The 23,068-nt window shown below is 37.9% G+C and carries 16 protein-coding genes; 14 read left to right on the top strand and 2 right to left on the bottom strand.

Annotated elements, in window-relative coordinates; all coding sequences use genetic code 11:
• The first annotated feature begins 4 nt into the window (after positions 1–4).
• The 10 genes from RMZ95_RS13870 to RMZ95_RS13825 all read left to right on the top strand — a co-directional run bounded on the left by RMZ95_RS13870 (position 5) and on the right by RMZ95_RS13825 (position 16,954).
• Complete coding sequence (locus tag RMZ95_RS13870; RefSeq protein WP_322683052.1) at positions 5–937, top strand: isopenicillin N synthase family dioxygenase; 933 nt, start codon at positions 5–7, stop codon at positions 935–937.
• Positions 938–1,075: 138 nt separating this feature from the next.
• Positions 1,076–2,719 carry a glycosyltransferase family 39 protein gene (locus RMZ95_RS13865; protein ID WP_322683051.1) on the top strand — a complete coding sequence of 548 codons (1,644 nt, stop codon included), beginning with the start codon at positions 1,076–1,078 and terminating at the stop codon, positions 2,717–2,719.
• A gap of 25 nt (positions 2,720–2,744) precedes the next feature.
• Positions 2,745–3,233: a GtrA family protein gene (locus RMZ95_RS13860; protein WP_322683050.1), complete on the top strand. Its 489-nt coding sequence runs from the start codon at positions 2,745–2,747 to the stop codon at positions 3,231–3,233.
• A 9-nt stretch (positions 3,234–3,242) separates the two neighbouring features.
• On the top strand, positions 3,243–4,352 hold the full coding sequence (locus RMZ95_RS13855; protein WP_322683049.1) for a hypothetical protein: 1,110 nt from the start codon (positions 3,243–3,245) through the stop codon (positions 4,350–4,352).
• Positions 4,349–5,887 carry an MBOAT family O-acyltransferase gene (locus RMZ95_RS13850; RefSeq protein ID WP_322683048.1) on the top strand — a complete coding sequence of 513 codons (1,539 nt, stop codon included), beginning with the start codon at positions 4,349–4,351 and terminating at the stop codon, positions 5,885–5,887. The genes RMZ95_RS13855 and RMZ95_RS13850 overlap by 4 nt, the downstream gene beginning before the upstream one ends.
• Before the next feature lie 61 nt (positions 5,888–5,948).
• Positions 5,949–6,683: a hypothetical protein gene (locus RMZ95_RS13845; RefSeq protein WP_322683047.1), complete on the top strand. Its 735-nt coding sequence runs from the start codon at positions 5,949–5,951 to the stop codon at positions 6,681–6,683.
• A gap of 119 nt (positions 6,684–6,802) precedes the next feature.
• Positions 6,803–11,440 (top strand): non-ribosomal peptide synthetase, encoded by a 4,638-nt coding sequence (locus tag RMZ95_RS13840; protein ID WP_322683046.1) that lies wholly within the window; start codon positions 6,803–6,805, stop codon positions 11,438–11,440.
• A 69-nt stretch (positions 11,441–11,509) separates the two neighbouring features.
• Positions 11,510–12,904 carry an MFS transporter gene (locus tag RMZ95_RS13835; RefSeq protein ID WP_322683045.1) on the top strand — a complete coding sequence of 465 codons (1,395 nt, stop codon included), beginning with the start codon at positions 11,510–11,512 and terminating at the stop codon, positions 12,902–12,904.
• Positions 12,905–13,210: 306 nt separating this feature from the next.
• A complete protein-coding gene (locus RMZ95_RS13830) occupies positions 13,211–15,241 on the top strand; it encodes an ABC transporter ATP-binding protein/permease (protein WP_322683044.1) in 2,031 nt (676 codons plus the stop codon).
• A gap of 30 nt (positions 15,242–15,271) precedes the next feature.
• On the top strand, positions 15,272–16,954 hold the full coding sequence (locus tag RMZ95_RS13825; protein WP_322683043.1) for a GUN4 domain-containing protein: 1,683 nt from the start codon (positions 15,272–15,274) through the stop codon (positions 16,952–16,954).
• A gap of 377 nt (positions 16,955–17,331) precedes the next feature.
• Here the strand turns inward: RMZ95_RS13825 and RMZ95_RS13820 are convergent, their stop codons facing one another.
• Complete coding sequence (locus tag RMZ95_RS13820; RefSeq protein WP_322673944.1) at positions 17,332–17,760, bottom strand: hypothetical protein; 429 nt, start codon at positions 17,758–17,760, stop codon at positions 17,332–17,334.
• A 359-nt stretch (positions 17,761–18,119) separates the two neighbouring features.
• On the opposite strand from RMZ95_RS13820, the gene psbQ reads away from it, so the two are divergent.
• The 4 genes from psbQ (at position 18,120) to hemJ (ending at position 21,760) form a co-directional block, all read left to right on the top strand.
• Positions 18,120–18,587: a photosystem II protein PsbQ gene (gene psbQ / locus RMZ95_RS13815; protein WP_322673945.1), complete on the top strand. Its 468-nt coding sequence runs from the start codon at positions 18,120–18,122 to the stop codon at positions 18,585–18,587.
• A 108-nt stretch (positions 18,588–18,695) separates the two neighbouring features.
• Positions 18,696–19,808 carry an FAD-dependent oxidoreductase gene (locus tag RMZ95_RS13810; protein ID WP_322683042.1) on the top strand — a complete coding sequence of 371 codons (1,113 nt, stop codon included), beginning with the start codon at positions 18,696–18,698 and terminating at the stop codon, positions 19,806–19,808.
• Between the two features lie 175 nt (positions 19,809–19,983).
• Positions 19,984–20,835: an alpha/beta fold hydrolase gene (locus tag RMZ95_RS13805; RefSeq protein WP_322683041.1), complete on the top strand. Its 852-nt coding sequence runs from the start codon at positions 19,984–19,986 to the stop codon at positions 20,833–20,835.
• Positions 20,836–21,178: 343 nt separating this feature from the next.
• The gene (gene hemJ, locus RMZ95_RS13800; RefSeq protein ID WP_322683040.1) at positions 21,179–21,760 is read left to right on the top strand and encodes a protoporphyrinogen oxidase HemJ; all 582 of its coding nucleotides are present in this window, start codon (positions 21,179–21,181) and stop codon (positions 21,758–21,760) included.
• A gap of 92 nt (positions 21,761–21,852) precedes the next feature.
• On the opposite strand, the gene RMZ95_RS13795 is transcribed toward hemJ, so the two are convergent.
• Positions 21,853–22,746, bottom strand: a complete 894-nt coding sequence (locus RMZ95_RS13795) for a peptidoglycan-binding protein (protein WP_322673949.1) — start codon at positions 22,744–22,746, stop codon at positions 21,853–21,855.
• Between the last annotated feature and the right edge of the window lie 322 nt (positions 22,747–23,068).

Below are 23,068 nucleotides of genomic sequence, written 5' to 3'. Positions count from 1 at the left end.
TTGTATGCAAATTCCTATCATTGATTTCAATCCTTTTCTTATAGGTGACTCAACCGCAAAAGAAGCTGTTGCTACACAAATTTCTCTTGCTATTCATGAGGTCGGATGTTTCTATCTGAAAAATTATGGTATTTCTCAGACTCTAATCGCTCAAGTCTTTTCACAAACCGAGTCCTTTTTTGCACTACCGGAGGATGAAAAAGAACAAGTATCTTTCTTTCCAGATCGGAATCTTCGCGGATATCATAATTTTAAAAAGAGTGAAGATAAACATAACGCCAATGAGCTAATGACTGAAGGCTTTCATTTTGGAAAGGAAATTACTCTCGATGAAGTTGGTGCAATCGAAGATCCTTTTTTTGAACCGAATAAATGGCCTAAAAATCCAATTCAGTTTCGTGAAGTGATGATGGAATTTTTCACGGGTTGTCACGAAAGCGCCCTGAAAGTATTTCAAGCTTTGGCTATTTCCCTGAGAATTCCAGAAGATTACTTTACAAATTTATATTCAGAACAAAACCACGGCATAGTTTGGCATCACTACCCATCTATATATCAGCCTCCAGAACTAGGAAAAGTTTATCTGGCAGAACATACTGACATCGGGACGCTGACATTTTTATTTCAAGATTCAGAAGGGTTAGAAGTATATACAAATACTGGAGAATGGGTTGTAGCGCCCTTCATTCCTGATGCAATTATAGTATTGGTTGCAGATTTAATGCAGCGATGGACAAACGATAAATTTCGCGCTACACCACATCGAGTTATAGTTCCAACTCAATCTCACAGTGCTAAACAAAGATACTCATGCGCCTTTTTTACAGGCCCTAATTACGATGCTCAAATTAACTCTATTAAGACTTGCTTAGACATAGATGAAGTTCCTAAGTATCCACCAATTCTTGCACAGGAATATTTCAAGCAGCCAAAATGATAGTTACTAATTCGTAGTTCGTAATTCGTAATTTTTAATTAATAGACACTTCAAAAAGGCTTGATATGGGCTGTTTTATATTTGCTAATCTCTTCCTCAGACAATACATCCTTTGCTAATTAGGTATTAGTGCAATAAATGGACAAATTACAAATTTTAGCAAAGTCAAATCCTCCAACTTGGTTAAAAATTCTGGTAATCAGCCTAATTGGGTTGGGCATTTTCTTTCGCTTTACCCATTTAGGGCAAAAAGTGTATTGGTATGATGAAATTGCTACATCGCTGGCAATATCTGGTCATACGCTAGCTGAGGTTAAACAAGAAGTTTTTAGCAATTGGAGCAATAATCAAGGCATAATTCCTGCCATCACTTTAGACAAATATCAACACATTAACCCAGATCGATCTGTGGTTGATACAGTTCGCTACTTAATAACTTCAGACCCGCAGCATCCACCTTTGTATTATGTAATGGTGAGATTGTGGGCGCAAGTCTTTGGGGATTTTCCGGCGGGAGTCAGGAGTTTATCAGCAGTCATCAGTCTGTTGATATTTCCTAGTGTGTATTGGTTGTGTTTAGAGTTATTTGAATCACCACTAGTAGGGTGGGTGGGAATGGCTGTAATGGGGATTTCTCCCTTGCAGGTTTTCTTTGCCCAAGATGCACGAGAATACGGTCTGTGGATGGCGATCATCTTAGTATCAAGTGCTGCTTTGTTGCGAGCCATTCGCCGAGAAAGTTTCTTTACCTGGGCTGTGTATGCTCTCACCCTAGCCTTAGGATTCTACACCCATTTATTAACAGTAATGGTTGCGATCGCTCATGGTATTTATATAGTTATTAGGCAAAAGTTTCGCTTTCAAAAAACCCTGCGTAATTATTTACTGAGTTCAATAGCAGCTTGCTTAATGTTTTTACCCTGGCTAACGGTGCTTATTACCAAAGCTGACACAGCAACAAATCTTTTGTCATGGATAACATTTAAAACAGATAGTCCTTTTGACCTGATTGGAATTTGGCTCAGTCGGATTAGCCGAATATTTTTTGATTTTAATTTGGCTTCTGATGATGCTTGGGTCAATAATTTAAGTTATGAAAGTCCTTTATTTTATAGTATTTTTACAATAATATTTAGTTTATTTTTAATTATTTATATTATTATTTTTTTGACCAAATCTTTATCAACTAACACTAGTTTATTTATTGCTTTATTAGGCGGATTTCCAGGTTTAACATTGCTTTTATATGACCTAGCTTTTGGGGGAATTCGCTCTATTCATTTTCGCTATCAGATACCGTTATATCTCAGCATTCAAATTGCTGTAGTCTATATTTTAGCTTTCCATCTTTTTCTAGCTAAGAGTTGGCAGAAAAACTGTTGGCAACTCATTTTGGTGGGATTACTTATCTCTGGGCTAGTTTCTGATGTCAGATTTTTTCAGGCTGAAACTTGGTGGCCACAAATAGGTGGCAAGAATTTACTAGCAATGAGTAAACGTATTAACCAATCTAATAATAATGTTTTATTAATAAGTAATAAAAATGATTATAACTTGGGAGTCATCCTCACATTAAGTCATAGTTTAGAACCAAAAATTTCCTTACTTCCCATACAAAACAACCAATTACCAATAATGCCTCAAGATTATAAATCTATCTTTTTTGTTGACGACCTAGAAAATAGTTTAGCTCATCAACTCCAGCAAGATAAAACTAACTCACTTAAATTAGTCTACCCACTTGAAGGATTTTGGCAACTCGACAAAGATCAGAAAACATAAAAAACATTAAAAAATTAGAAGTTGAATGAAGCAATATCTTGACTATTTCAATATTAATTATCTGAGAGGTAAAATCCACTTTTATCTCAATTCCGCACTTTTTAGTCGGTTTATCCGCTTTGCTGTAGTCGGTTTTAGTGGAGTATTTGTAGACTTAGGAGCATTCTATTGCTTTCATAGCTCGTTATGTTTGGCGTTAACTCCGAGTGCAATGCTTTCCACAGAAATAGCAATTATTAATAACTTTCTGTGGAATGATTTATGGACATTTGGTGATGTGTCTTTTGAGCAAAAAAACAGTCAAAAGTTGCAACGCTTTGTCAAGTTTAATCTCATTTGTTTAATTGGACTTATTTTCAATAGCCTAATTGTAAATTTGCTATTTTATCAATTTCAAGTGAATGAATACATAGCTAAATTGGTAGCGATCGCTTGTGTGACACTTTGGAATTTCTGGCTCAACCTGAAGATGAACTGGCAATTAACAAAAACAGATGTAGTTGTAGATATTTAAGAAAAAATCATGTTAAGACCATTAGTGATGTTTGGCTATAGCTTAATTTTTATTATTACTATATTTTTTTCTTCTGGATGCTTGAATCTAATTTTACCCTATTACAAGACTATCCAAAACCTTGGTGAAATCAGTGTTAAATGGCAATATTTGACTGAACACAAAGATGATTATGACGCTATTTTTCTAGGGCCAAGTACTACGTACTTTGGGGTAATCCCGAAATTGTTTGATAAATACATGACAACAGAGGGTAAAAGTGTAAAATCTTTCAACTTTGGTATTGCAGGTGCAAATGTATCAGAACTAGATTTTTACTTACAAAAAATTCTGGCTTTAGAACCAGCAAACTTAAAGTGGATATTTCTAGATTGTTCAGTTGACCTATTTACAAACATTGGTTCTACTTCCGCTCAAGAAATATATTGGCATACTCCTCAGAAAACGTTAGAAAATTTCCAATTAATTTTGGAATCATCAATTGATAGTTGGAAAGTAAAAGTTCCATATATATACGCTAACTTTCAAAGTTTTATTTACCGATGGCTAGGGATTGGTCAGCTTTCTACTTTGTGGCAGGAGAGAATATTAAATTTAGATTTATCAAATGCAGATCCATTAGCAAAAGTATCTGAGGATAGGCTCATACAAGAATCTGGATATTACGCAATAGATTGGCAAAAAAAAGCTGATAAATGGAAGACTATATTCCGAACAAATGGGTTGAATACTTATCAAAAACATCTCAAAGATGAACAAATAAAATTAGCCACTTTAAATTCAGAAAGTGTATTTAGTAATACATCTATAATATATGGAGCGAAAATGGTGAAAAATATTGCTTCCCGAATTGAACAACAGCAAATTAACAACAAGAAAATTGAAGCTGTCTTTTTTATTCCGCCACTCCTAGAGACTGATTCCAACCCATCTGCTCTTTACAAAGCATATCAATCAGGATATATCGATACCCTTTTTGCTTTTAATAATCCTAAGAAGTTTAGTAATTTATATGAAGTGGATCGCAGAATTGATAGCGCCCATCTCAATTATCAAGGCGCTCAAGAATTCACACTTTTATTGGCATCAAAATTTGCTCAATACTTAAATAATTTATGATATTTACAGAATTTCGGTTTCTATTTTTCTTTCTGATTGTTTTCTGCATCTATTGGGCTTTGGAGAAACACAATCATCGGAAATTCTGGCTACTAGTCTGTAGTTATATTTTCTATAGTGCTTGGGATTGGCGATTCCTTTTTTTGCTCTTGCTATCGACAGTCATTGATTACTTTGTCGGTTTAATGCTGTCTAGACCACAAATTAATGATTTGCAAAACGATCGCTCCGTATCAGAACCAGTAATCTCAACAAGTGATATAGTAGAGAAGAGAAAAGCTACAAGTTTTGGAAATTGGGATGCTTTGCTGAATAAGCCAATCAATCAGCAACAGCGCCAAGCATGGTTGGTACTTAGTTTAGTAGCAAATCTAGGAATATTAGGGTTTTTTAAGTACTATAACTTCTTCACTGAGTCTGCTGCAAACTTATTAGCTTTTTTGGGTTTACCTATAAGCCTTACAACCCTTAAAATTATTCTGCCAGCAGGCATTAGTTTTTACACGTTTCAAACTCTGAGTTATTCCCTTGATACGTATTTAGGTAAACTAAAACCTGTTAAAAGTTTTTGGGATTTTTCTCTATTTGTAACTTTTTTCCCTCAACTGGTTGCAGGGCCAATTGTCCGTGCATCCACCTTTTTACCTCAACTGCTAACCCCAAAAAATTTAAGCGAGATTGATTTTCGAGGATGTTTAATGCTTTTTTTCGTAGGGTATTTTAAGAAAGCCTGCATTTCTGATAATCTTTCGCCTTTAGTAGAACAGTATTTTACGAATCCAGAAAACTATACTTTCTTGAGTTGTTGGATTGCTGTTATTTCTTTCGTCATCCAGATATACTGCGATTTTTCTGGTTATTCTGATATGGCGATCGCTTCAGCCGGTTTACTTGGATACAAACTACCTTTAAACTTTAATTTTCCCTACCTTTCCGGTAATATCACTGATTTATGGCAACGTTGGCACATAACTCTCTACAGTTGGTTGCGAGACTATGTTTATATTCCTTTAATGAGAAAGCGGCCAAAAGCTGAACGCACAGAACTGTTTGGCTATAGAAATCTTCTCATTTTGATGCTTTTATCAGGACTGTGGCATGGGGCTGCTTGGCATTTTGTAGTTTGGGGTGGATTAAATGGAATCGCCTTAGTTGTTCACAAGCAATGGTCATCTCGGATTGCTCCCTATAAGGAATTAGTACCATTGAGAAAGATGCTAGGTATCCCCCTAACATTGTATTGGTTTTGTGCCTCTGCAATCTTCTTTCGGAGTAACGATCTCAGCAGTGCTGTAAAAATAGAAAAATCCTTTTTATTCTTTAATTCTCTTGGTTATGAAAACCTAAATTTCCAAATTGCATGGATTTTTCTACCTTTAATTATCCTCCACTGGGCGGCTTATAAGGGTTGGTTTGCCGATTGGTGGCGTAAAATTCCTAGTTTGAGTTTTGCTGTTTTATTTGGGGTGTTGGTTTCAACAATATTTCGGCTGACAGCAATTAGTCCTCAACCCTTTGTATACTTTCAGTTTTAGTGTGCGATCGCTCAACTTTTATAAAAAATATCTTTTAAATTACGCCATCGATTAGAGAGATATGACAACAATTTACTTACACATTGGAATGCCCAAGACCGGAACAACTTGTTTACAAAAAGCATTGTTTAACAATAGGGATAAATTTTTAGAAACCGGTTATTTGTATCCTATGTCTGGTATAAAACATAATGCCAGAGAAATAGTTAACCGTTACTGTCATAATACTTTAGCCCATTTTTTAATGGGTTTGGAAGACAAGGATAATACACTTTCAATGTCAATTTGGGAAGAACTGAAAACAGAAATAGACTTTATTAACCCTAAAAATGTGATAATTTCCGCAGAAGCTTTTACTTCTTTTGAAATCTTTTATCAACCTGAAACACTTGCAAAAATAAAAGATTTGTTAAAAGAATACGAAATTAAGGTAGTTATATATCTAAGAAAACAAGATGATTTTTTAGAATTCTCTTACTGTTACATGGTCAAATTAGGAGCATGTAGCGTAGGAATTAAAGAGTTAATAAATAATTTAAATGAAAGAGTTTTAGCTAGATTTATAAAGTTAGATGATAGTTATTGGTCAAACTATCAAAAATTTTTGAGCTTTTTATCTGATAATAAAACAATATGTAAATTAGTATCAATGCTGCCAAATGTTTTAATTGATGATCTACTTCTCTTGCCGAAAGAAAAAGAAGATATTATGAGACAATTTCAAGAATCAAATAGTCAAATAGCTTATAAGTATTTAGGGCAAAAAGATGGAGTATTATTTGGCGATTCTTCCTAGTTATATAAATAAATCTGATTTCATAACTTGAGTGTAGGAAATTAAATATCATATGGCGAACAATAAAAATTGGATAAAGAGGCGTACCTATCTTTTCAAAAATAAAATAATAGCCTTATATGAGCAAACTGCAAATAATTAAAAATAAAAATATTGAATCTATTTACCCTCTTTCTCCTATGCAGAAGGGTATGCTTTTTCATACTCTGCACGAGCCAGAATCAGGAGTATATCTTGAGCAGTTCTGTCTCACGCTCTCTGGAAATCTAGATATTACAGTACTTCAGCAGGCTTGTGTGCGAGTAGTGAAGCGTCACCCAGTTTTGCGTACTCTTGTTGTTTGGGAAAAGCAGGAAAAGCCTCTCCAGGTAGTATGTAAGCAAGTAGAGTTACCTTGGCAGAACTATGATTGGCGTTCCTTATCTGCAAAAGAACAACAAGAGCGCCTAGAAACTTTCTTACAAGCAGATCGAGTCCAAGGCTTTGTTCTTGACAAAGCTCCACTCATGCGCTTCACGTTAATTCGAGTTGCTGATGATACTTACGAATTTATCTGGAGCTTTCATCACTTGCTGATTGATGGCTGGAGTTGGCCGATTCTCTGCAAAGAGGTTTTTACTTTTTACAATGCTTTACTTAAAGGCAAATATTTATATTTAAATACTCCTCGTCCTTACCAAAATTACATAAATTGGTTACAACAACAAGATTTGAGAGCAGCAGAAGCTTTTTGGCGGCAACAACTCCAAGGATTTACTAGTCCTACCCGTTTGCTACTAAATCGGGGTGAGGTGCAAAATTCTCCACAACTAAAAACCTACCACGAACAGCACTACTGTTTATCGTTGCCCATAACTGCTGCTTTACAGTCCCAAGCACAGCAATATCATCTAACAGTTTCAACTTTCGTACAAGCAGCTTGGGCAATTTTACTCAGTCGCTACACTGATGAGTCTGAGGTAGTATTTGGCGCAACTGTGTCCGGTCGTCCTCCCACTTTATCGGGGGTGGAATCTATGGTGGGACTATTCATTAATACTCTACCAGTAAGGGTGAAAGTCCCAACAGCGACTCCTTTATGGCAATGGCTGAGGCAATTGCAGACTCAACAGGTAGAGCGATCGCAATATTCTTGGTGTCCGTTAGTCAAAATTCAGGCTATTAGTGAAATTCCCCCAGAATTACCTTTGTTTGAAAGCATCGTGGTGTTTGAGAACTATCCACAAGATACGTTTTTATCAAATCCAGGTAGCAGCATCCAGATTACTAAACGGCGAGTCATTGAACAAACTAATTATCCGCTCACAGTCATCGCTGTACCGGGACAAGAGTTATCCCTACGCATTCTTTATGATGGTAGCCGCTTTGATGGGGAAACGATTCACCGGATGATGGGGCATCTTGTGACTTTATTAGAGGGTATGGGCGCTAATATCGAGCAGACAGTAAGCGAGATACCTATGCTAACTGCTGTCGAGCAGCAACAACTTTTGGTATGGAATGATACCCAAACAGATTCTCCTCACAAATGTATTGCTCAGTTGTTTGAAGAACAGGTGGAACGGACACCGGATGCAGTAGCAGTCTCTTTCCAATCCCAACAACTGACTTACCAGCAGTTAAATTGTCAGGCTAACAAGTTAGCGCACCATCTCCAAAAACTTGGGGTAAAACCAGAAATGCGGGTAGGGATTTGCGTTGAGCGTTCTTTGTTGATGGTAGTAGGACTTTTGGCAATCCTCAAAGCTGGTGGTGCTTATGTACCTTTAGATCCGCGATCGCCCCAAGAACGCTTAAATTATATGTTGAGTGATTCTCAAGCGTCGGTGTTACTTACAGATTCATCCAATGCCTTATCCCAGCTACCATTAACAGTAGTTTGTTTAGATAAATCAGATTTCTGCCAAAACAGCGAGGAGAATCCTGTTAGTAAAGTAACACCAGAGAACTTGGCTTATGTTATTTATACTTCAGGCTCAACCGGCAAACCCAAAGGTGTAGCCATGAGTCACCGTTCTTTGGCGAACCTTTTACATTGGCAAATAGAAGAAAGTGCTTTTAGTTGTGCCAAAACTTTGCAATTTGCTTCTATCAGTTTCGATGTCTCTTTTCAGGAAATTTTCTCTACTTGGTGTAACGGCGGAACCTTAGTTTTAATCACCGAAGAAGTACAAAAGGATGCGTTCGGATTATTACAATTAATTGCTAAAGAAAAGGTAGAAAGACTGTTTTTGCCCTTCGTCGCCCTTCAGCAATTAGCTCATGCCGCTTCTATTTCTCAATCCTATCCTGCATCTTTGCGTCAAATTATCACGGCAGGAGAACAGTTACAAGTTACTCCTGTTTTAGTCAACTTTTTTAGAGAGCTTCCTGATTGTACGCTGCAAAATCAGTACGGCCCGACGGAGAGCCATGTAGTAACAAGTTTTACTCTAAACAATGCTGTCAGCAATTGGTCGCCACTTCCGCCCATTGGTCGGGCGATCGCAAATACGCAAATCTACATTCTTGACCGCAATCTGCAACCATTACCGATTGGAGTTCCCGGAGAACTGTATATTGGCGGCGTGGCGATCGCCAGAAGTTATATTAATTCCCCGGAATTGACTGCTGAGAAATTCATTACCAAGGATGGAAGTCGTTTGTATAAAACAGGCGATCGCGCTTGCTATTTACCTGATGGCAACATCGAATTTCTCGGTCGTATTGACAATCAAGTAAAGGTGCGGGGCTTTCGCATTGAACTAGGAGAAATTGAAACCGTACTCGCCGCGCACCCACAGGTAAGAGAAGCAGTAGTTATTGCAAGAGTTGAGCGATCGGGGAACAAGTGTCTAGTCGCCTACATTGTCCCCAAACAGCACCTAGATACCAGCGAACTGCTTTGTTACCTCAAACAAAAGCTACCAGAATATATGCTGCCTTCCGCTTTTGTCAAGTTGCTGGATGCTCTACCTTTAACCAGCAGTGGCAAAACAGACCGCCGCGCTTTACCAATACCTATGAGTAGGGAACGTAACATCTCTACAGACTTGATCCCACCCCGTACTGCGAGTGAAGAGGTTCTGGCAGGAATCTGGAGCGATGTTTTAGAGTTGGAACAAGTTGGTATCCATGACAACTTTTTTGCATTAGGAGGGCATTCTTTATCAGCAATGCAAGTCATTGCTCGGTTGCGAGAAACCTTCAAGATGGAGTTACCCATAAGCTGTCTGTTTGATTACCCGACAATAGTCGAACTAGATCGGCAGATTTCAGAATACCGCCAAAAAGAGGCAGGGGAGCGGGGGAGCAGGGGAGCAGGGGAGCGGGGGAGAAATAATCATTCTTTCTTATCCCCTTTTTCCCCTTTGCCTTATTGTCAAAATGAGTTGACTCTATCTCTCAAACCAGTACCTCGGAATACAAAAGAGTTGCCAATCTCTTTGACTCAGCTTGAGTTTTGGATATTAGCTCAATTAAATCCGGGCATTCCCGTCTACAATATTCCCCTGGCTTATCGCTTGACGGGTTTACTCAACGTAAATGCCTTGGTGCAAAGCCTCGTGGAAATTGTCCGTCGTCACGAAGCTTTGCGAACTACTTTTACTATTACGGATAGACAAGTTGTTCAGAAAATTATTCAGGAGCCTATCCTACCATTTTCAGTGATAGATTTGCGAAAACTTTCTGAATCTAAAACTGAGCGAAAGGCTCTGGCTCAAAGATTTGTAACTGAGGAAAAAAACCAGCCTTTCGATTTAGAACAAAGCCCATTGTTACGCATTAAACTGCTGCGGCTCTCTGATGCCGAGCATTTACTCATAGTAACTATCCATCATCTGGTTTTTGATGGTTGGTCTGTGGGTGTGTTTTTACAGGAGCTAACAAAATTATACGCAGCATTTTGTCATGGTCAGCCCTCACCACTTCCCGATTTACCCATTCAATATGCTGACTTTGCCCATTGGCAACAGCAGTGGGTTGCTCGTCCGGCTTTCGTGTCTGAGCTTGACTACTGGAAACAGCAACTAAGTAATAGTACACTTTTACTAAAGTTACCTAGCGATCGCCCGCGCTTACCAGTGCGAACTTTTCAAGGTGCAAGTCAAACTTTCATTATTTCTAAAAGCCTAACAAATGCTCTTAAACATTTGAGCCAACAGCACAATGTAACTCTATTCGTGACTCTACTAACAGCCTTCAAAATAGTGCTGTTCTATTACACCGGACAGTCAGATATTATCGTGGGCGCTCCTTTTGCCAATCGCCAGCAAGTAGAAACGAAAGGACTTATTGGATGCTTTATTAACACATTGCCAATACGTACATATCTGGATGGCGATCCAAGTTTGAGAGAATTGCTCGATCGGGTACGTGGATGTTTTTTAGCAGCCTGCGATCGCCAGCAAATTCCCTTCGTGAAGTTAGTAGAAGCACTACAGCCAAAACGAGAACCAAGCCACTCTTTGCTATATCAAGTGATGTTTAACTTCTTGCCTCCATCAGATTTAAAACTGACAAATTTAACTGTTCATCCCTGGTCAATTGAAAGTAAAACAGCAGAATTTGATTGGGATATTTATCTTCAACAAACAACATTAGGAAGTATTGAAGGAAAATGGTGCTACAAAATAGATTTGTTTGATGCTACTACTATTAGCCGTGTGGTAACTCAGTTTTTAGTGCTGCTTGAGGTACTAATTAATAATCCCGAATGCCGCCTGAGTGACCTTGGTTTACTATTTCAAAAGTATAATTCTCAATGCCGTGCGTAATTCGTAATTCGTAATTCGTAATTCGTAATTAAAAGATTTGAACAGTAAAAAGCTAGAAAATACCTGATTATGATGTCAAACGTACAAATGATAGAAAAAACAAGACTGACTGCTTTGCGGGAAATGCAACTGTTTATCATTGTTTGGATAGGACAGTTGATCGCCTTGATTGGTTCCAGTACCACTGCCTTTGCCTTAGATATCTGGGTTTATAATCGCACTGGCTCAGTCACCCAGTTTGCTTTAATTTCCCTGTTTAATACTTTACCGCTAATCTTAATTTCCCCGATAGCTGGGCCTTTGGTAGATAGGTGGGATCGCCGCAAGACGATGATTTTCGCTGATGTCTTGGCGTGTTTGGGAACAATTGCGATCGGCGTTTTATTTGTCATGGGTCGGTTGGAAGTTTGGCATATTTACTTAGCCAATACCTTCACTGCTGTTTTCATGGCTTTTCACATGCCAGCTTATACAGCATCAACAGTCTTACTTGTGCCAAAACAGCACCTCAATCGTGCTAACGGTCTGATGAGTCTGATGTATGGCATTTCCATAATCATTGCACCAACTCTCGGAGGTATTCTACTAAGCATTGTTCATTTCCAAGGGATTATTTTGCTTCACGTAACCAGTGTGTCGATCGCTGTTGTCTCCCTGATGCTGGTTCGGTTCCCGCAAGTCAACACAAGTGTTGTTACAACTGCAAAAAGTTCATTTCTCAGTGAAGCAACTTACGGATTTACATATTTGACCGCTCGACCCGGACTGCTGGGACTAATTTTATTCTCAGCTTCCAGTCTTTATCTTGTGGGAGGTATTAATGTCATTACTGTTCCGCTAGTGTTGAATTTCGTTTCAGTAAGCATTCTAGGAACTATTCTTTCACTATTTGGCATTGCTATTCTAGCAGGCGGCTTGCTCGTGAGTATCTGGGGAGGACTAGAACGCAACATCTATGCAATATACGGGTGTATGCTGTTAAATGGTGTATTTATTATCGCCGCCGGTTTGCAACCCTCTCTTGTCATCTTCACTGCTAGCATTTTCTTATTCTCTTTGACACAACCGATCGTTTCCAGTTCTACGCAAGCTGTCATGCAAAAAAAAGTAGAACCTAGTGTGCAAGGTAGAGTTTTTGCGATCAAAGGCGCGATTGAAGCGGCTGCTTTACCTCTAGGCTACATCACGATTGGGCCTTTAGCTGAGAAGGTTTTTGAACCCTTAATGGCTACTGATGGTTATTTGGCGGGAAGCATCGGACAAATCATCGGTGTTGGGTCTGGTCGTGGTATGGGACTTCTACTGATTATTATGGGAGTCTTGACCATTTTAGAAACCTCTATTGCCTACTTGTACCCTCGCCTACGGTTTGTGGAAGATGAACTCCCTAATGTTAGTAATGCAGTTGCGATCGCTACTGATACACCTTCTAGCAAGAATGATGCAGTTTCTTTGGTATCCTAAATTTAGCGTTGCATAGTGAAAGTTGATTAAAAGTTCTACTAGTTTCAAATTATTCTTTGATGTTTTAAATTAGCTATTTTTTTAAATAGCTAATTGTTAATTGAGTTCATAATTTATATCTATATTCAAAATTTATGATATATATTCAATCCTGTTATAACTTACCTAATATCTCTTTAAAACCTCTTGAATTTATGTCATTTGCAGTTAGTTTTTTATAATTTTGCGTAAATCCTGCTTATGTTGTTTAATCATTGAATTTTTCTATATTTCAATCCCAAAAATATGTTCAGTTTATTTTAGAATATGCAAACTAAAGTTTCTCGCGATCGCTCCTTAATGAACGATCCTTCTCCTTCGGATTTTAATAAATTTTGGCAGAGCGTCAGAGCGATCGCTGGCCCTTACTGGTATCCAACCAAGTCAGGGGAAAGAGCATTTTCAGACGTGATTCGGATATGGGGGATGCTCATTCTCCTGATTTTATTAATAATCGCACTAGTGGGTGTAACGGCTTTTAATAGCTTTGTTACTCGCTATATAACCGATGTAATTGAAGAGAAAGATTATCCTAACTTTATTAAGACGATAGTAGTTTTCAGCGCTGCTCTGATCTGCATAACACTATTAAGCGGATTTTCTAAACTTGTTAGAAAAAAAATTGCTCTTGATTGGTACAAATGGTTAAATAATCATACATTATCAAAATATTTTAGCAATCGTGCCTATTATAGAATCAACTTTAGATCCGATGTTGATAATCCAGATCAACGAATATCTCAAGAAATAGAACCCATTACCAGTAATGCTCTCTCGTTTTCAGCTATTTTTCTAGAAAAAGTGCTGGAAATGACGACTTTTTTAGTAATCATTTGGTCAATTTCCCAATTTATTGCAACTGTTCTGGTTGTTTATACGATCGTAGGCAATTTGATTGCTGTTTATTTGGGTCAACAATTGAATAAAATTAATCAAGAGGAATTAGAACTGAAAGCAGAATACAATTATTGTCTGACTCATGTTCGTAATCATGCCGAATCAATAGCTTTTTTCCAGGGAGAAAATCAAGAATCTAATATAATTCAACGAAGATTTATTAATCTCCTAAAAAATATCGAACGCAAGATTAATTGGGAGAACAATCAAGAACTATTTGACGGAGCATATAAATCTGCTATCCAAATATTCCCATATTTGGTACTCGCACCTATATATATGAGCGGTCAAGCTGATTTTGGAGAAGTTGTTCAAGCCAGTATAGCTTGTAATTCGTTTGCCAATGCTATGGCAACATTAATTAGAGAATTTGGGAATTCCGGACGATTTTCTAGTTATGTTGAGCGTTTATCTGAATTTTCAGATGCCTTAGAAGCTGTTACCAAACAACCAGAGAACGTTAGTACGATTAAAACAATAGAAGAAAACCATCTTGCTTTTGAGCATGTCACCTTACAAACGCCAAACTATGAGCAGGTGATTGTTGAAGATTTGTCAGTGTCTATTCAACCAGGTGAAGGTTTATTAATTATTGGCCCTAGTGGTCGAGGTAAAAGTTCTCTATTGAGAGCGATCGCTGGTTTGTGGAATGCGGGAACTGGTCGCCTGGTGCGACCTCCCCTAGAAGAAGTTTTATTTTTACCCCAACGTCCTTACATAATCTTAGGAACTTTGCGCGAACAGTTAATATATCCTAATACAAATCGTCAAATGACCGACCCAGAACTCAAAGACATTTTACAACAAGTAAATCTGCAAAACTTGTTAAATCGAGTTGAAGGCTTTGATACAGAAGTTCCTTGGGAGAATATATTATCGCTGGGAGAACAACAACGTCTGGCTTTTGCACGATTATTAGTTACTAACCCTAGCTTCACGATATTAGATGAAGCAACTAGCGCTTTGGATTTGAATAATGAAGGCAATTTATATCAACAGTTGCAAGAAACAAAAACAACTTTTATCAGTGTTGGACACCGAGAAAGTCTATTTAATTATCATCAATGGGTTTTGGAACTTTCACAAGATTCCAGTTGGCAACTTTTGACTGTGCAAGATTATCGGCTGCAAAAAGCAAAAGAAATTGTCACTAATAGTTCCGTAAATCCTGAAACTACAATAGATATTTTACCCGATAATCAATCACAAAACCAACCAGAAATATCGATAGAGATAGACACAATTGTAGGACTTTCTCATAAAGAAATGCAGACATTAACAAACTCTCCCATTAATACTATCAGAAGTAAAGCTAGCCTTGGTAAATCCATTACTACCAAAGATGGTTTTACCTATCGCTATGACAAAAACCCCAAGGTGTTGAAATGGGTAATAACTTAAGAACTATTAATGTTTGTGAAAATTAAGGTCATGTTAACTAAACAGCAAAGACAACTAATTACTTATAAAAGTATTTCCATCTACGAGCGAACTTATCAATTACCAATTCTCAAAAATCACGGTATAGAAACGGTTCAAAAAGAAATTAGAGAACGTCAAAGATTAATTAAAGAAGGTGTTCGATATCATCATAAACTTGGAGGAATAATTAAGCGAAAAGAAAAAATTAGTCAGGGAGAGATTTTTGATGAAATTCAATTATTTATTAAAGACTACAATCAGATTATTGTCTTTCTAAACAGTTATAAAGATAGTTATCACAATTTTTTGTTAAACTTAATTAATGATTTGAAGGAATTATTCAAACAGAAATATTTGACAATAAAAAATTTAGAAGATGAAAGAAGCAAGATAGAACTAAAGAATTATAAAAATCCCCAAATACTTAATGAACTAAGATGGGAGAAAGAAGAAAACTTTAAAGCAGTTTTATTATTAAGTAATGCTTATTTTTTGATGTTAGAAAAAATTAGCTTGCTTAGTGAAGGAATTAAAAAACTTGCGGAAGATTTAAAAAAACAAAAAGAAATTGTTCAGCAAATAGTTGAAGATTTAGATACCTATCAAGAGCTTTATGAGTATCAAAGTAAAGCCTATAAAATTCGTCAAGAAATAGCAAAAATTGCCCAGACAGCAATCAATTTTGAGAATTCTTTACAAGATTACTTTAGTCCTTTTCAATCTTTAATCGATGAATTCGTAAAAATAGATGAATATTTTTACGCAACTGTCGGAGATATTAAAAATTTAGGGGATAATATTTTAAAGTATCAGTCAAATTTATTTAACCTTGAAGAAGCCAAGATAATTTCTGAAATTTTTCTCGATTTTATGGTGACAAGTTATGATAAAAAAACTAGATTAAAAGATGCTTTTATTCAATCTAAATTATTAGATTGGCAAATTTGTAATTTAGATTCGAGCGAAAATTTTGTCTTTTTAGACAAGGGTATTGATTTAATAGCTAACTATATATCTAAGCAACTTACCGATCAAAGAAAAATGCTAGGAATAGCAGAAGTAGATTTTGTCTCTACAGTTTCTCTATCTAATGTTGAAGAAACAGGATTGATGGAACTGACTGATAACAATCTTACATTGACAAAAGAATTTTTCAGCAATAAAGATATTGATTATACACAATTGCGATATCTCCTATCGCAGCATAAGTGGAAAGAAGCTGACATTGAAACAGCTAAATTAATGCTAAAAGCCATGAAGAAGAATTATTGGAATGAAGTTTATAAGGAAGATATTGATAATTTTTGTTGTCAAGACATCCATACCATTGATGAACTTTGGGAACAATATAGTTATGGTTATTTCGGTTTCAGTGTTCAGCAAACTATCTGGAGTGAAATGGGTGGTCAAGTAGATTATGAAACAGAAAAGAGACTAGGCGATCGCCTTGGTTGGCGAAAAGAGGGAAACTGGTTAGACTATGAGCAACTAACTTTTAAATTGTCCCCGATGACACCGATGGGACACTTACCAGCCAAATGGTTACACTACGATCAACATAGCTCTGACTTATCTCTATCATCTACAGAACACCTTTCAATGGGAGCCTGGCGGGTAAAATCTTGGTTAGTTTGGCAGATGCACTTATTCTTTTCTCGTACAAAAATTTGTAGTTCTCTAAAGATAATTTGAGAGGATGTTTAGTAATTCTAAGAGGATGTCTGAAAACTTTTTGGTGTTGTATTTGAGACTTGTAGATCCCCCTAAATCCCCCGATAAATTGGGAGACTTTGATTCCGGTTCCCCCCTTTTTAAGGGGGGCTAGGGGGGATCAAGCGAAATATTTAATACTTCTCAGACATCCTCTAAAATTACAGCAGTTTGCATCTAAATGAAGTACATCTTTTACCCCCCTTAATCCCTCCGCTGTATTGGGGGGAAATTCCCAATCTAGTTCCCTCCTCTTTCCAAGGGGAGGTTAGGGAGGGGTATTTTTGTACTTCATTAACTTGCAATCTGCTGTAATTCAAAAGCAGCAACAACTTCTAGTTGTGCTGTCATTGTTGATTTTATTCACTTGGTTTATTAAAAACTTCTAAAATCTGTCGGCAAATCTGCTTGAGCTTTTCCTCGATTTCACCAGAAGGCGAAGATGCGCCGACAACACTCCAGTTTTCTACCGTAGAAAGTCGCCACGCCTCACCACGATGATCGAATCCCGCCACCTCCACGCCGATCGCACGCCGGGAATTATTGATGGGATCTTGATAAAATCGGATTTGAATTAAAATACTGCGACTTCGCCAAGATTTGCTAATACCAGGAAAGTGAAAGCCAATATCTATAGAATCTGGATCGACTAACTCCCTAGTTTCCGGGTCATTTTTCCAGGGTTTGAGATCGGATTTGGCATCAGGAAACTCAAATTTGAACAAATTAACTACCGTGGCAATGTTGCTGGCGAGTTCAAGGTTCGTTGCCTGTTCAGCTGCGTTCACTAAAAAACACTCCTATATTGCGTCGCCATCTTCAAGGATGTGAAGACATAAAAACCGCCAGAAGGCTTATATTATTGGTGTTTCAGCTTATCAAGACCTTTGAGATTTAGCAACTCTAAATCATATTTTCCTAACAATCCTCGTTACTAACAGAAGCCAAAAATCGCTTCTTGTTGGGACTGCCTAACACCTATTAAGTAATTGTACTTAAAAATTACTCCAAAGCAGATGAAACTCTGTTCTTTGAAGAAAATATCAAGATTTTCTGCAAAATCCTTGGCTGACAAGAACGATTAACTCCGCTAGCGATCTAAAATGACACTGTTAATCGGTAAACCAAAAGCAATTAAGTTCAATATATGGTGCGTCAACGCTCGATTTTTTCATTTTTCCTAGTATTATTGGCCACATTCCTGATTAGTTGTGGTGGCCCTGGTGTTGCGGTAGCACCTCCGACTTACACAGCAGTACAACTTGAAAAAATTCAGGCTTATGTTCCTGAAATTCAGGCTGTGCGCGATCGCTCACAAGAGTTAACAACCCTGATTAAAAGAGGTGATTGGATCAATGTGCGTAACTTTATACATGGGCCCATGACAGAAGCAAGGCTGAACCTGACTTATGTCACTTCCAACCTTCTACCCAATGACCAACCCAAAGCACGTCAAATAACACGAGATTTGTTTAATGACTTGGTTAAGCTTGATAAAGCTACTAGTGCAGGCAATCCTCTAGTTGCCTTGAATCAATCCCAAGATGCTTTTGCAGAGATTGACAAATTCTTCGACTTGCTTCCTAATACCAGCAGTGAAGCAGAGGCAAGTTAAGCCCAAGGTAAGATGAGCAAAGGGGGATGAGGAGGATGAGGGAGAGAAAAAATTTCTCCCCCTATTCCCTCATCTCCCACATCTCTCGATTTTTGCCTCAAAACAGCAATGAGTCATGTAGTTATTATCGGTTGTGGTGTAGTTGGGGCTGCGATCGCTTACGAACTGAGTTTAGTAAAAGGGCTGAAAATCACAGTTTGCGATCGCCAACCACCAGCACAAGCTTCCACGGGCGCTGCACTTGGCGTTTTGATGGGCGCAATCAGCCAAAAAATCAAGGGCAAGGCTTGGCAGATGCGGCAAACTAGCATCCAACGCTATGAAACCTTGATTCCTGAACTCGAAGCTTTAACAGGTCGCAAAATTCCTTTTAATCGTCAGGGAATTCTGATGCTTTTATCTGATTCCTCCCTAGAGGGGATGTCAGCATGGGAAAAGTTAGTAGAAATTCGCCACTCTCAAGGCTGGAATTTAGAAATTTGGGACACGGCTAAACTCCAGAATATCTGTCCTCAAATTAATAACGAAAAAATTACTGGCGCTGTCTATTCTTTGCAAGACCGCCAGATCGATCCAACTGCCCTGACATTGGCTTTAGTTGAAGCTGCCCAGCAAAATGGTGTAACTTTCAAATTTGGTGTGACTGTTTTGGATGCCCCAACCTCAACACCTGAATTTTGCCATCAACTAGAGACTACAGAAGGAAAAATAACCGCTGATTGGTTTGTAATTGCAGCAGGATTAGGTTCAACCCCACTAACAGCAAAATTAAATCAGATAATTGATATCCGCCCCGTACTTGGGCAAGCCTTGCAAATGCGTGTGGGGCATCCATTAGGAAATCCCGATTTCCAGCCAGCGATAACGGGTAATGATGTCCATATTGTTCCTGTGAGCGGTGGAGATTATTGGATAGGCGCAACAGTGGAATTTCCCAGCAATGGCGATGAGATACAACCAAATCAAGAACTGCTGAAATCTCTTAGAGAACAAGCGATCGCATTTTGTCCAGAATTAGCCACAGCAAATATTCTCCGCACTTGGTCGGGGTTACGTCCCCGCCCTGAAGGTCGCCCAGCCCCAGTTATTGGTAAGTTGCCAGGGTTTAGTAACGTCCTCCTAGCTACCGGACACTATCGCAACGGCGTTTTACTAGCACCCGCTACAGCTTATGCGATTCGTGAGATGATTATTTCTCAGGGAATGGGGACTGGGGAGTAGGGGAGAAATCAATTCAAAATTCAAAATTCAAAATTCAAAATTCAAAATTCAAACATTTTAGAACTTCTGCCTCCTGCCTCCTCTTTTCCAATGACAAATGACAAATGACAAATGACCAATGACAAATGACAAATGACAAATGACAAATGACAAATGCCCAATATAGGAAAATAGCGTGTCAATAAAAGAACATAAAATCAATGTAGATTCACTGGAATGGTTTTATCGGGAATCTTTACCAATCGGCAGAAGTGACTTAGCGCCTGTGTTATTGCTACACGGCTTAGTTTCACAAAGTTACAGTTGGCGTCATATTATACCTGCTTTGGCGAATCAGGGGACAAGAGCGATCGCACCAGATTGGATTGGTTACGGCAATTCTTTCAAACCAGAAAAACGAGATTTTGCTTACACTCCCGATGCTTTTATCACAGCTTTAGAAGGATTTGTCAAAGCTTTAGAACTTGAACATTTTTCTTTAGTTGTCCAAGGTTTTTTAGGTTCTGTAGGACTACAATACGCTTTGCGTCATCCAGAACAAATTGCCAATTTAGCTATTTTAAATACACCAATTTCAACTGCTGCTAAATTACCCTGGAAAATTAAACAAATGGGTTTACCTTTAGCAGGTGAAGTCATGACCCAAGACCCCTTATTAGTCGATCGAACGCTAGAAGGCGGAAGCCGTTATCGCATAGGAGATAAGGATTTAGATGTTTATCGAAAACCATTTTTAACTGCTTCTTCGTCTGGTCGAAGTCTCTTAGCAAGTATTCGCAATTTACAGCTTGATTCAGCCATGACCGAAATCCAAACTGGCTTTAAAGAATGGCAACAACCAATTCTGATTCAATGGGGTATGATTGATCCTTGGCTACCTATAGACATTGCCGAAAACTTTGCCAATTCCGTACCAAATACCGAATTAATAAAACTTAATAACGTCGGACATTATCCTCAAGAACACTACCACGAGACGATTTTGCAAGACCTTTTACCCTTTGTGCGTCGTAAAGATGCTCATTGACAATATATAGCAATCCTATTTGATTTGTGAGAATTTTGGTGTTGACTGTCCTAAGTCAATTGGTCATTTGTTCTTGGTTTTGTCTTACGAATGATTTAGGATTGCTATAGCTTTGGCAAAAATGGATATTATAAAAATGAATGTCAGAATTCAGGAGTCAGAATTAATTAGTAGAGGATGCAAAATCATCATTGTAGCCCACTAAATAGAAGATTGAGTGGCAGAATTCAAATGTTATTTCTTGTTAAAAGTCCATCCTTTTTCAGGTGGAATATTCTGAATTCTGAATTCTGGCTCCTGACTACTTTGTTATTACCATTACAAGTAAAGGAAATTATGATTCATGGCTTATTCATGGTTTAAAGCCTTTCATATTGTCGGATTTGTAGTTTGGTTTGCTGGTTTATTCTACTTAGTACGTCTTTTTATCTATCACGTTGAAGCGAACGTTGAACCTGAACCAGCACGAACGATACTGAAAAATCAGTATCAAATTATGGAAAAGCGCCTTTACTCTATCATCACTAACCCAGGAATGTTTGTGACGATCGCAATGGCCATCGGTTTATTAACCACTGAACCGGACGTTTTAAAAGAGGGTTGGTTGCATATCAAACTGCTGTTTGTGGCGCTTTTAATTGGCTATCATCATTACTGCGCTCGGCTGATGAAGAAATTAGCAGTAGATGAATGTCGCTGGAATAGTCAGCAATTACGTGCTTTAAATGAAGCGCCTACAGTTATGTTAGTAGCGATCGTTTTGTTGGCTGTGTTTAAGAATAATTTACCTACAGATATGGCTGCTTGGGCTATTTTCGCCATGATTATTTTGATGGCAGTCACTATTCAACTTTACGCCAAAAAACGCAGGCAGGATAAAGAGAAATTGACGGCACAGATAGGGAAACCACAAGAACAAAGTTAGACAAACTAAGGTAGCACATCTGTGCTACCTTACTAAACGTTGCATCACAACAACAAATGCTACCAACTAACCATTACTTCATCCTGGAAACTTTACAGTAAATCATCCCCAGGAATCACGGTAGTGTAAAAAGTATATTTGCGATTAGCGACATAACGTCGGTCTTGTTTAATAATTGCCATAAACTCTCTATGTCCCTCACGGCTACGTCCCACTAAACAACCTGCACTAGCAAGGCGAATATCATTTCGGGGGAAATCAAAGCCGTAGTGTTGATTCACATAAAAATTATCACCTGTATCAAGTTTGTCGCCAGTCCGTTTAAAATCTTGGTTGAAATCTCTACAAACTGTTATATCTCCAACTTGCACTAATGCTTCATGAGGCTCGGCTGTACCGTGAGTACCCACAGCCCAAGCTTTGTATTGTCCAAACTGAATCCTAGCTGCTCCTTTGGGATTCATCGGATTGTAAGTGTAGTACTTCCCTGGTTCTGTAGTAGCTTCCCAGTGATCTACGATTTTGGGAACGCCATTTACTACTTCAATAACAATCCGGCGATCGTTAAATTGATTGGGTGTATCACTGTTGAGAGTCCAGTCTCCATTGATACCCTCTACATAAACAATGTTGTATTCTTTGGGATTGGTAAATACTTGATAACCTTTGGCTAACATATATTTCACAATCTTACTAGCGATGTCATTGCCTAGTTTTAAGGGGGGTTGAGGAAGATCGTCTATTTTGGTTTCGATTAGTTTCTTGGCTGTGACTGCTCCTAAAAAACCACTCTCTTCAGTCTTTATTAATTCTTGAAATTTTTTGAGAGATATCACAGAAACAGGGCCAAATTTACCATCAGCTGGAGGTTCCAGCAAACCTAAGCCGATTAACAATATCTGAATCTGACGAGCCAAGTCTGCATCTTCTGCGATCGCATCAAATGACCATTTCTCATCTTTTCCCAAGAAATCTTGTAGTTTCATTATGCACCTGCTTTCATTTACTTACTTCTAAGTATAAACATCATTTTTAAAATTGATGTTGTTTGAAACTATACTCTTGACTAAAAGATGATGTCACAATTTTTACTATTAATTTATGATTAAGCACACAAAAATTCACAGATATTACACTGAAGAAAAAACTATTTATTGGCGACATCTATTAAATTTTTTTCGGTAATATGGTTCGAGTTCAGAGGTTGAGCAATGTCTCCGACAGCTAGATTTACGCCCTTTTAACTAGACAATTTCACCTTCAATGTAGCTATCCCTCTCGTCCATTAATCAAAATCATTACCGTTTA

This window comes from Nostoc sp. DedQUE07, assembly GCF_034530975.2.
Classification (GTDB): domain Bacteria; phylum Cyanobacteriota; class Cyanobacteriia; order Cyanobacteriales; family Nostocaceae; genus Nostoc.
Note: the sequence above shows the minus strand (reverse complement) of the source record. Positions and strands in the feature narration are given on the sequence as shown.

Excerpts from the sequence above, each read along its gene's own strand:
- RMZ95_RS13870 (WP_322683052.1), top strand. The coding sequence starts at position 5 with ATGCAAATTCCTATCATTGATTTCAATCCTTTTCTTATAGGTGACTCA.
- RMZ95_RS13865 (WP_322683051.1), top strand. The coding sequence starts at position 1,076 with ATGGACAAATTACAAATTTTAGCAAAGTCAAATCCTCCAACTTGGTTA.
- RMZ95_RS13860 (WP_322683050.1), top strand. The coding sequence starts at position 2,745 with ATGAAGCAATATCTTGACTATTTCAATATTAATTATCTGAGAGGTAAA.
- RMZ95_RS13855 (WP_322683049.1), top strand. The coding sequence starts at position 3,243 with ATGTTAAGACCATTAGTGATGTTTGGCTATAGCTTAATTTTTATTATT.
- RMZ95_RS13850 (WP_322683048.1), top strand. The coding sequence starts at position 4,349 with ATGATATTTACAGAATTTCGGTTTCTATTTTTCTTTCTGATTGTTTTC.
- RMZ95_RS13845 (WP_322683047.1), top strand. The coding sequence starts at position 5,949 with ATGACAACAATTTACTTACACATTGGAATGCCCAAGACCGGAACAACT.
- RMZ95_RS13840 (WP_322683046.1), top strand. The coding sequence starts at position 6,803 with ATGAGCAAACTGCAAATAATTAAAAATAAAAATATTGAATCTATTTAC.
- RMZ95_RS13835 (WP_322683045.1), top strand. The coding sequence starts at position 11,510 with ATGATGTCAAACGTACAAATGATAGAAAAAACAAGACTGACTGCTTTG.
- RMZ95_RS13830 (WP_322683044.1), top strand. The coding sequence starts at position 13,211 with ATGCAAACTAAAGTTTCTCGCGATCGCTCCTTAATGAACGATCCTTCT.
- RMZ95_RS13825 (WP_322683043.1), top strand. The coding sequence starts at position 15,272 with ATGTTAACTAAACAGCAAAGACAACTAATTACTTATAAAAGTATTTCC.
- psbQ (WP_322673945.1), top strand. The coding sequence starts at position 18,120 with ATGGTGCGTCAACGCTCGATTTTTTCATTTTTCCTAGTATTATTGGCC.
- RMZ95_RS13810 (WP_322683042.1), top strand. The coding sequence starts at position 18,696 with ATGAGTCATGTAGTTATTATCGGTTGTGGTGTAGTTGGGGCTGCGATC.
- hemJ (WP_322683040.1), top strand. The coding sequence starts at position 21,179 with ATGGCTTATTCATGGTTTAAAGCCTTTCATATTGTCGGATTTGTAGTT.
- RMZ95_RS13795 (WP_322673949.1), bottom strand. The coding sequence starts at position 22,746 with ATGAAACTACAAGATTTCTTGGGAAAAGATGAGAAATGGTCATTTGAT.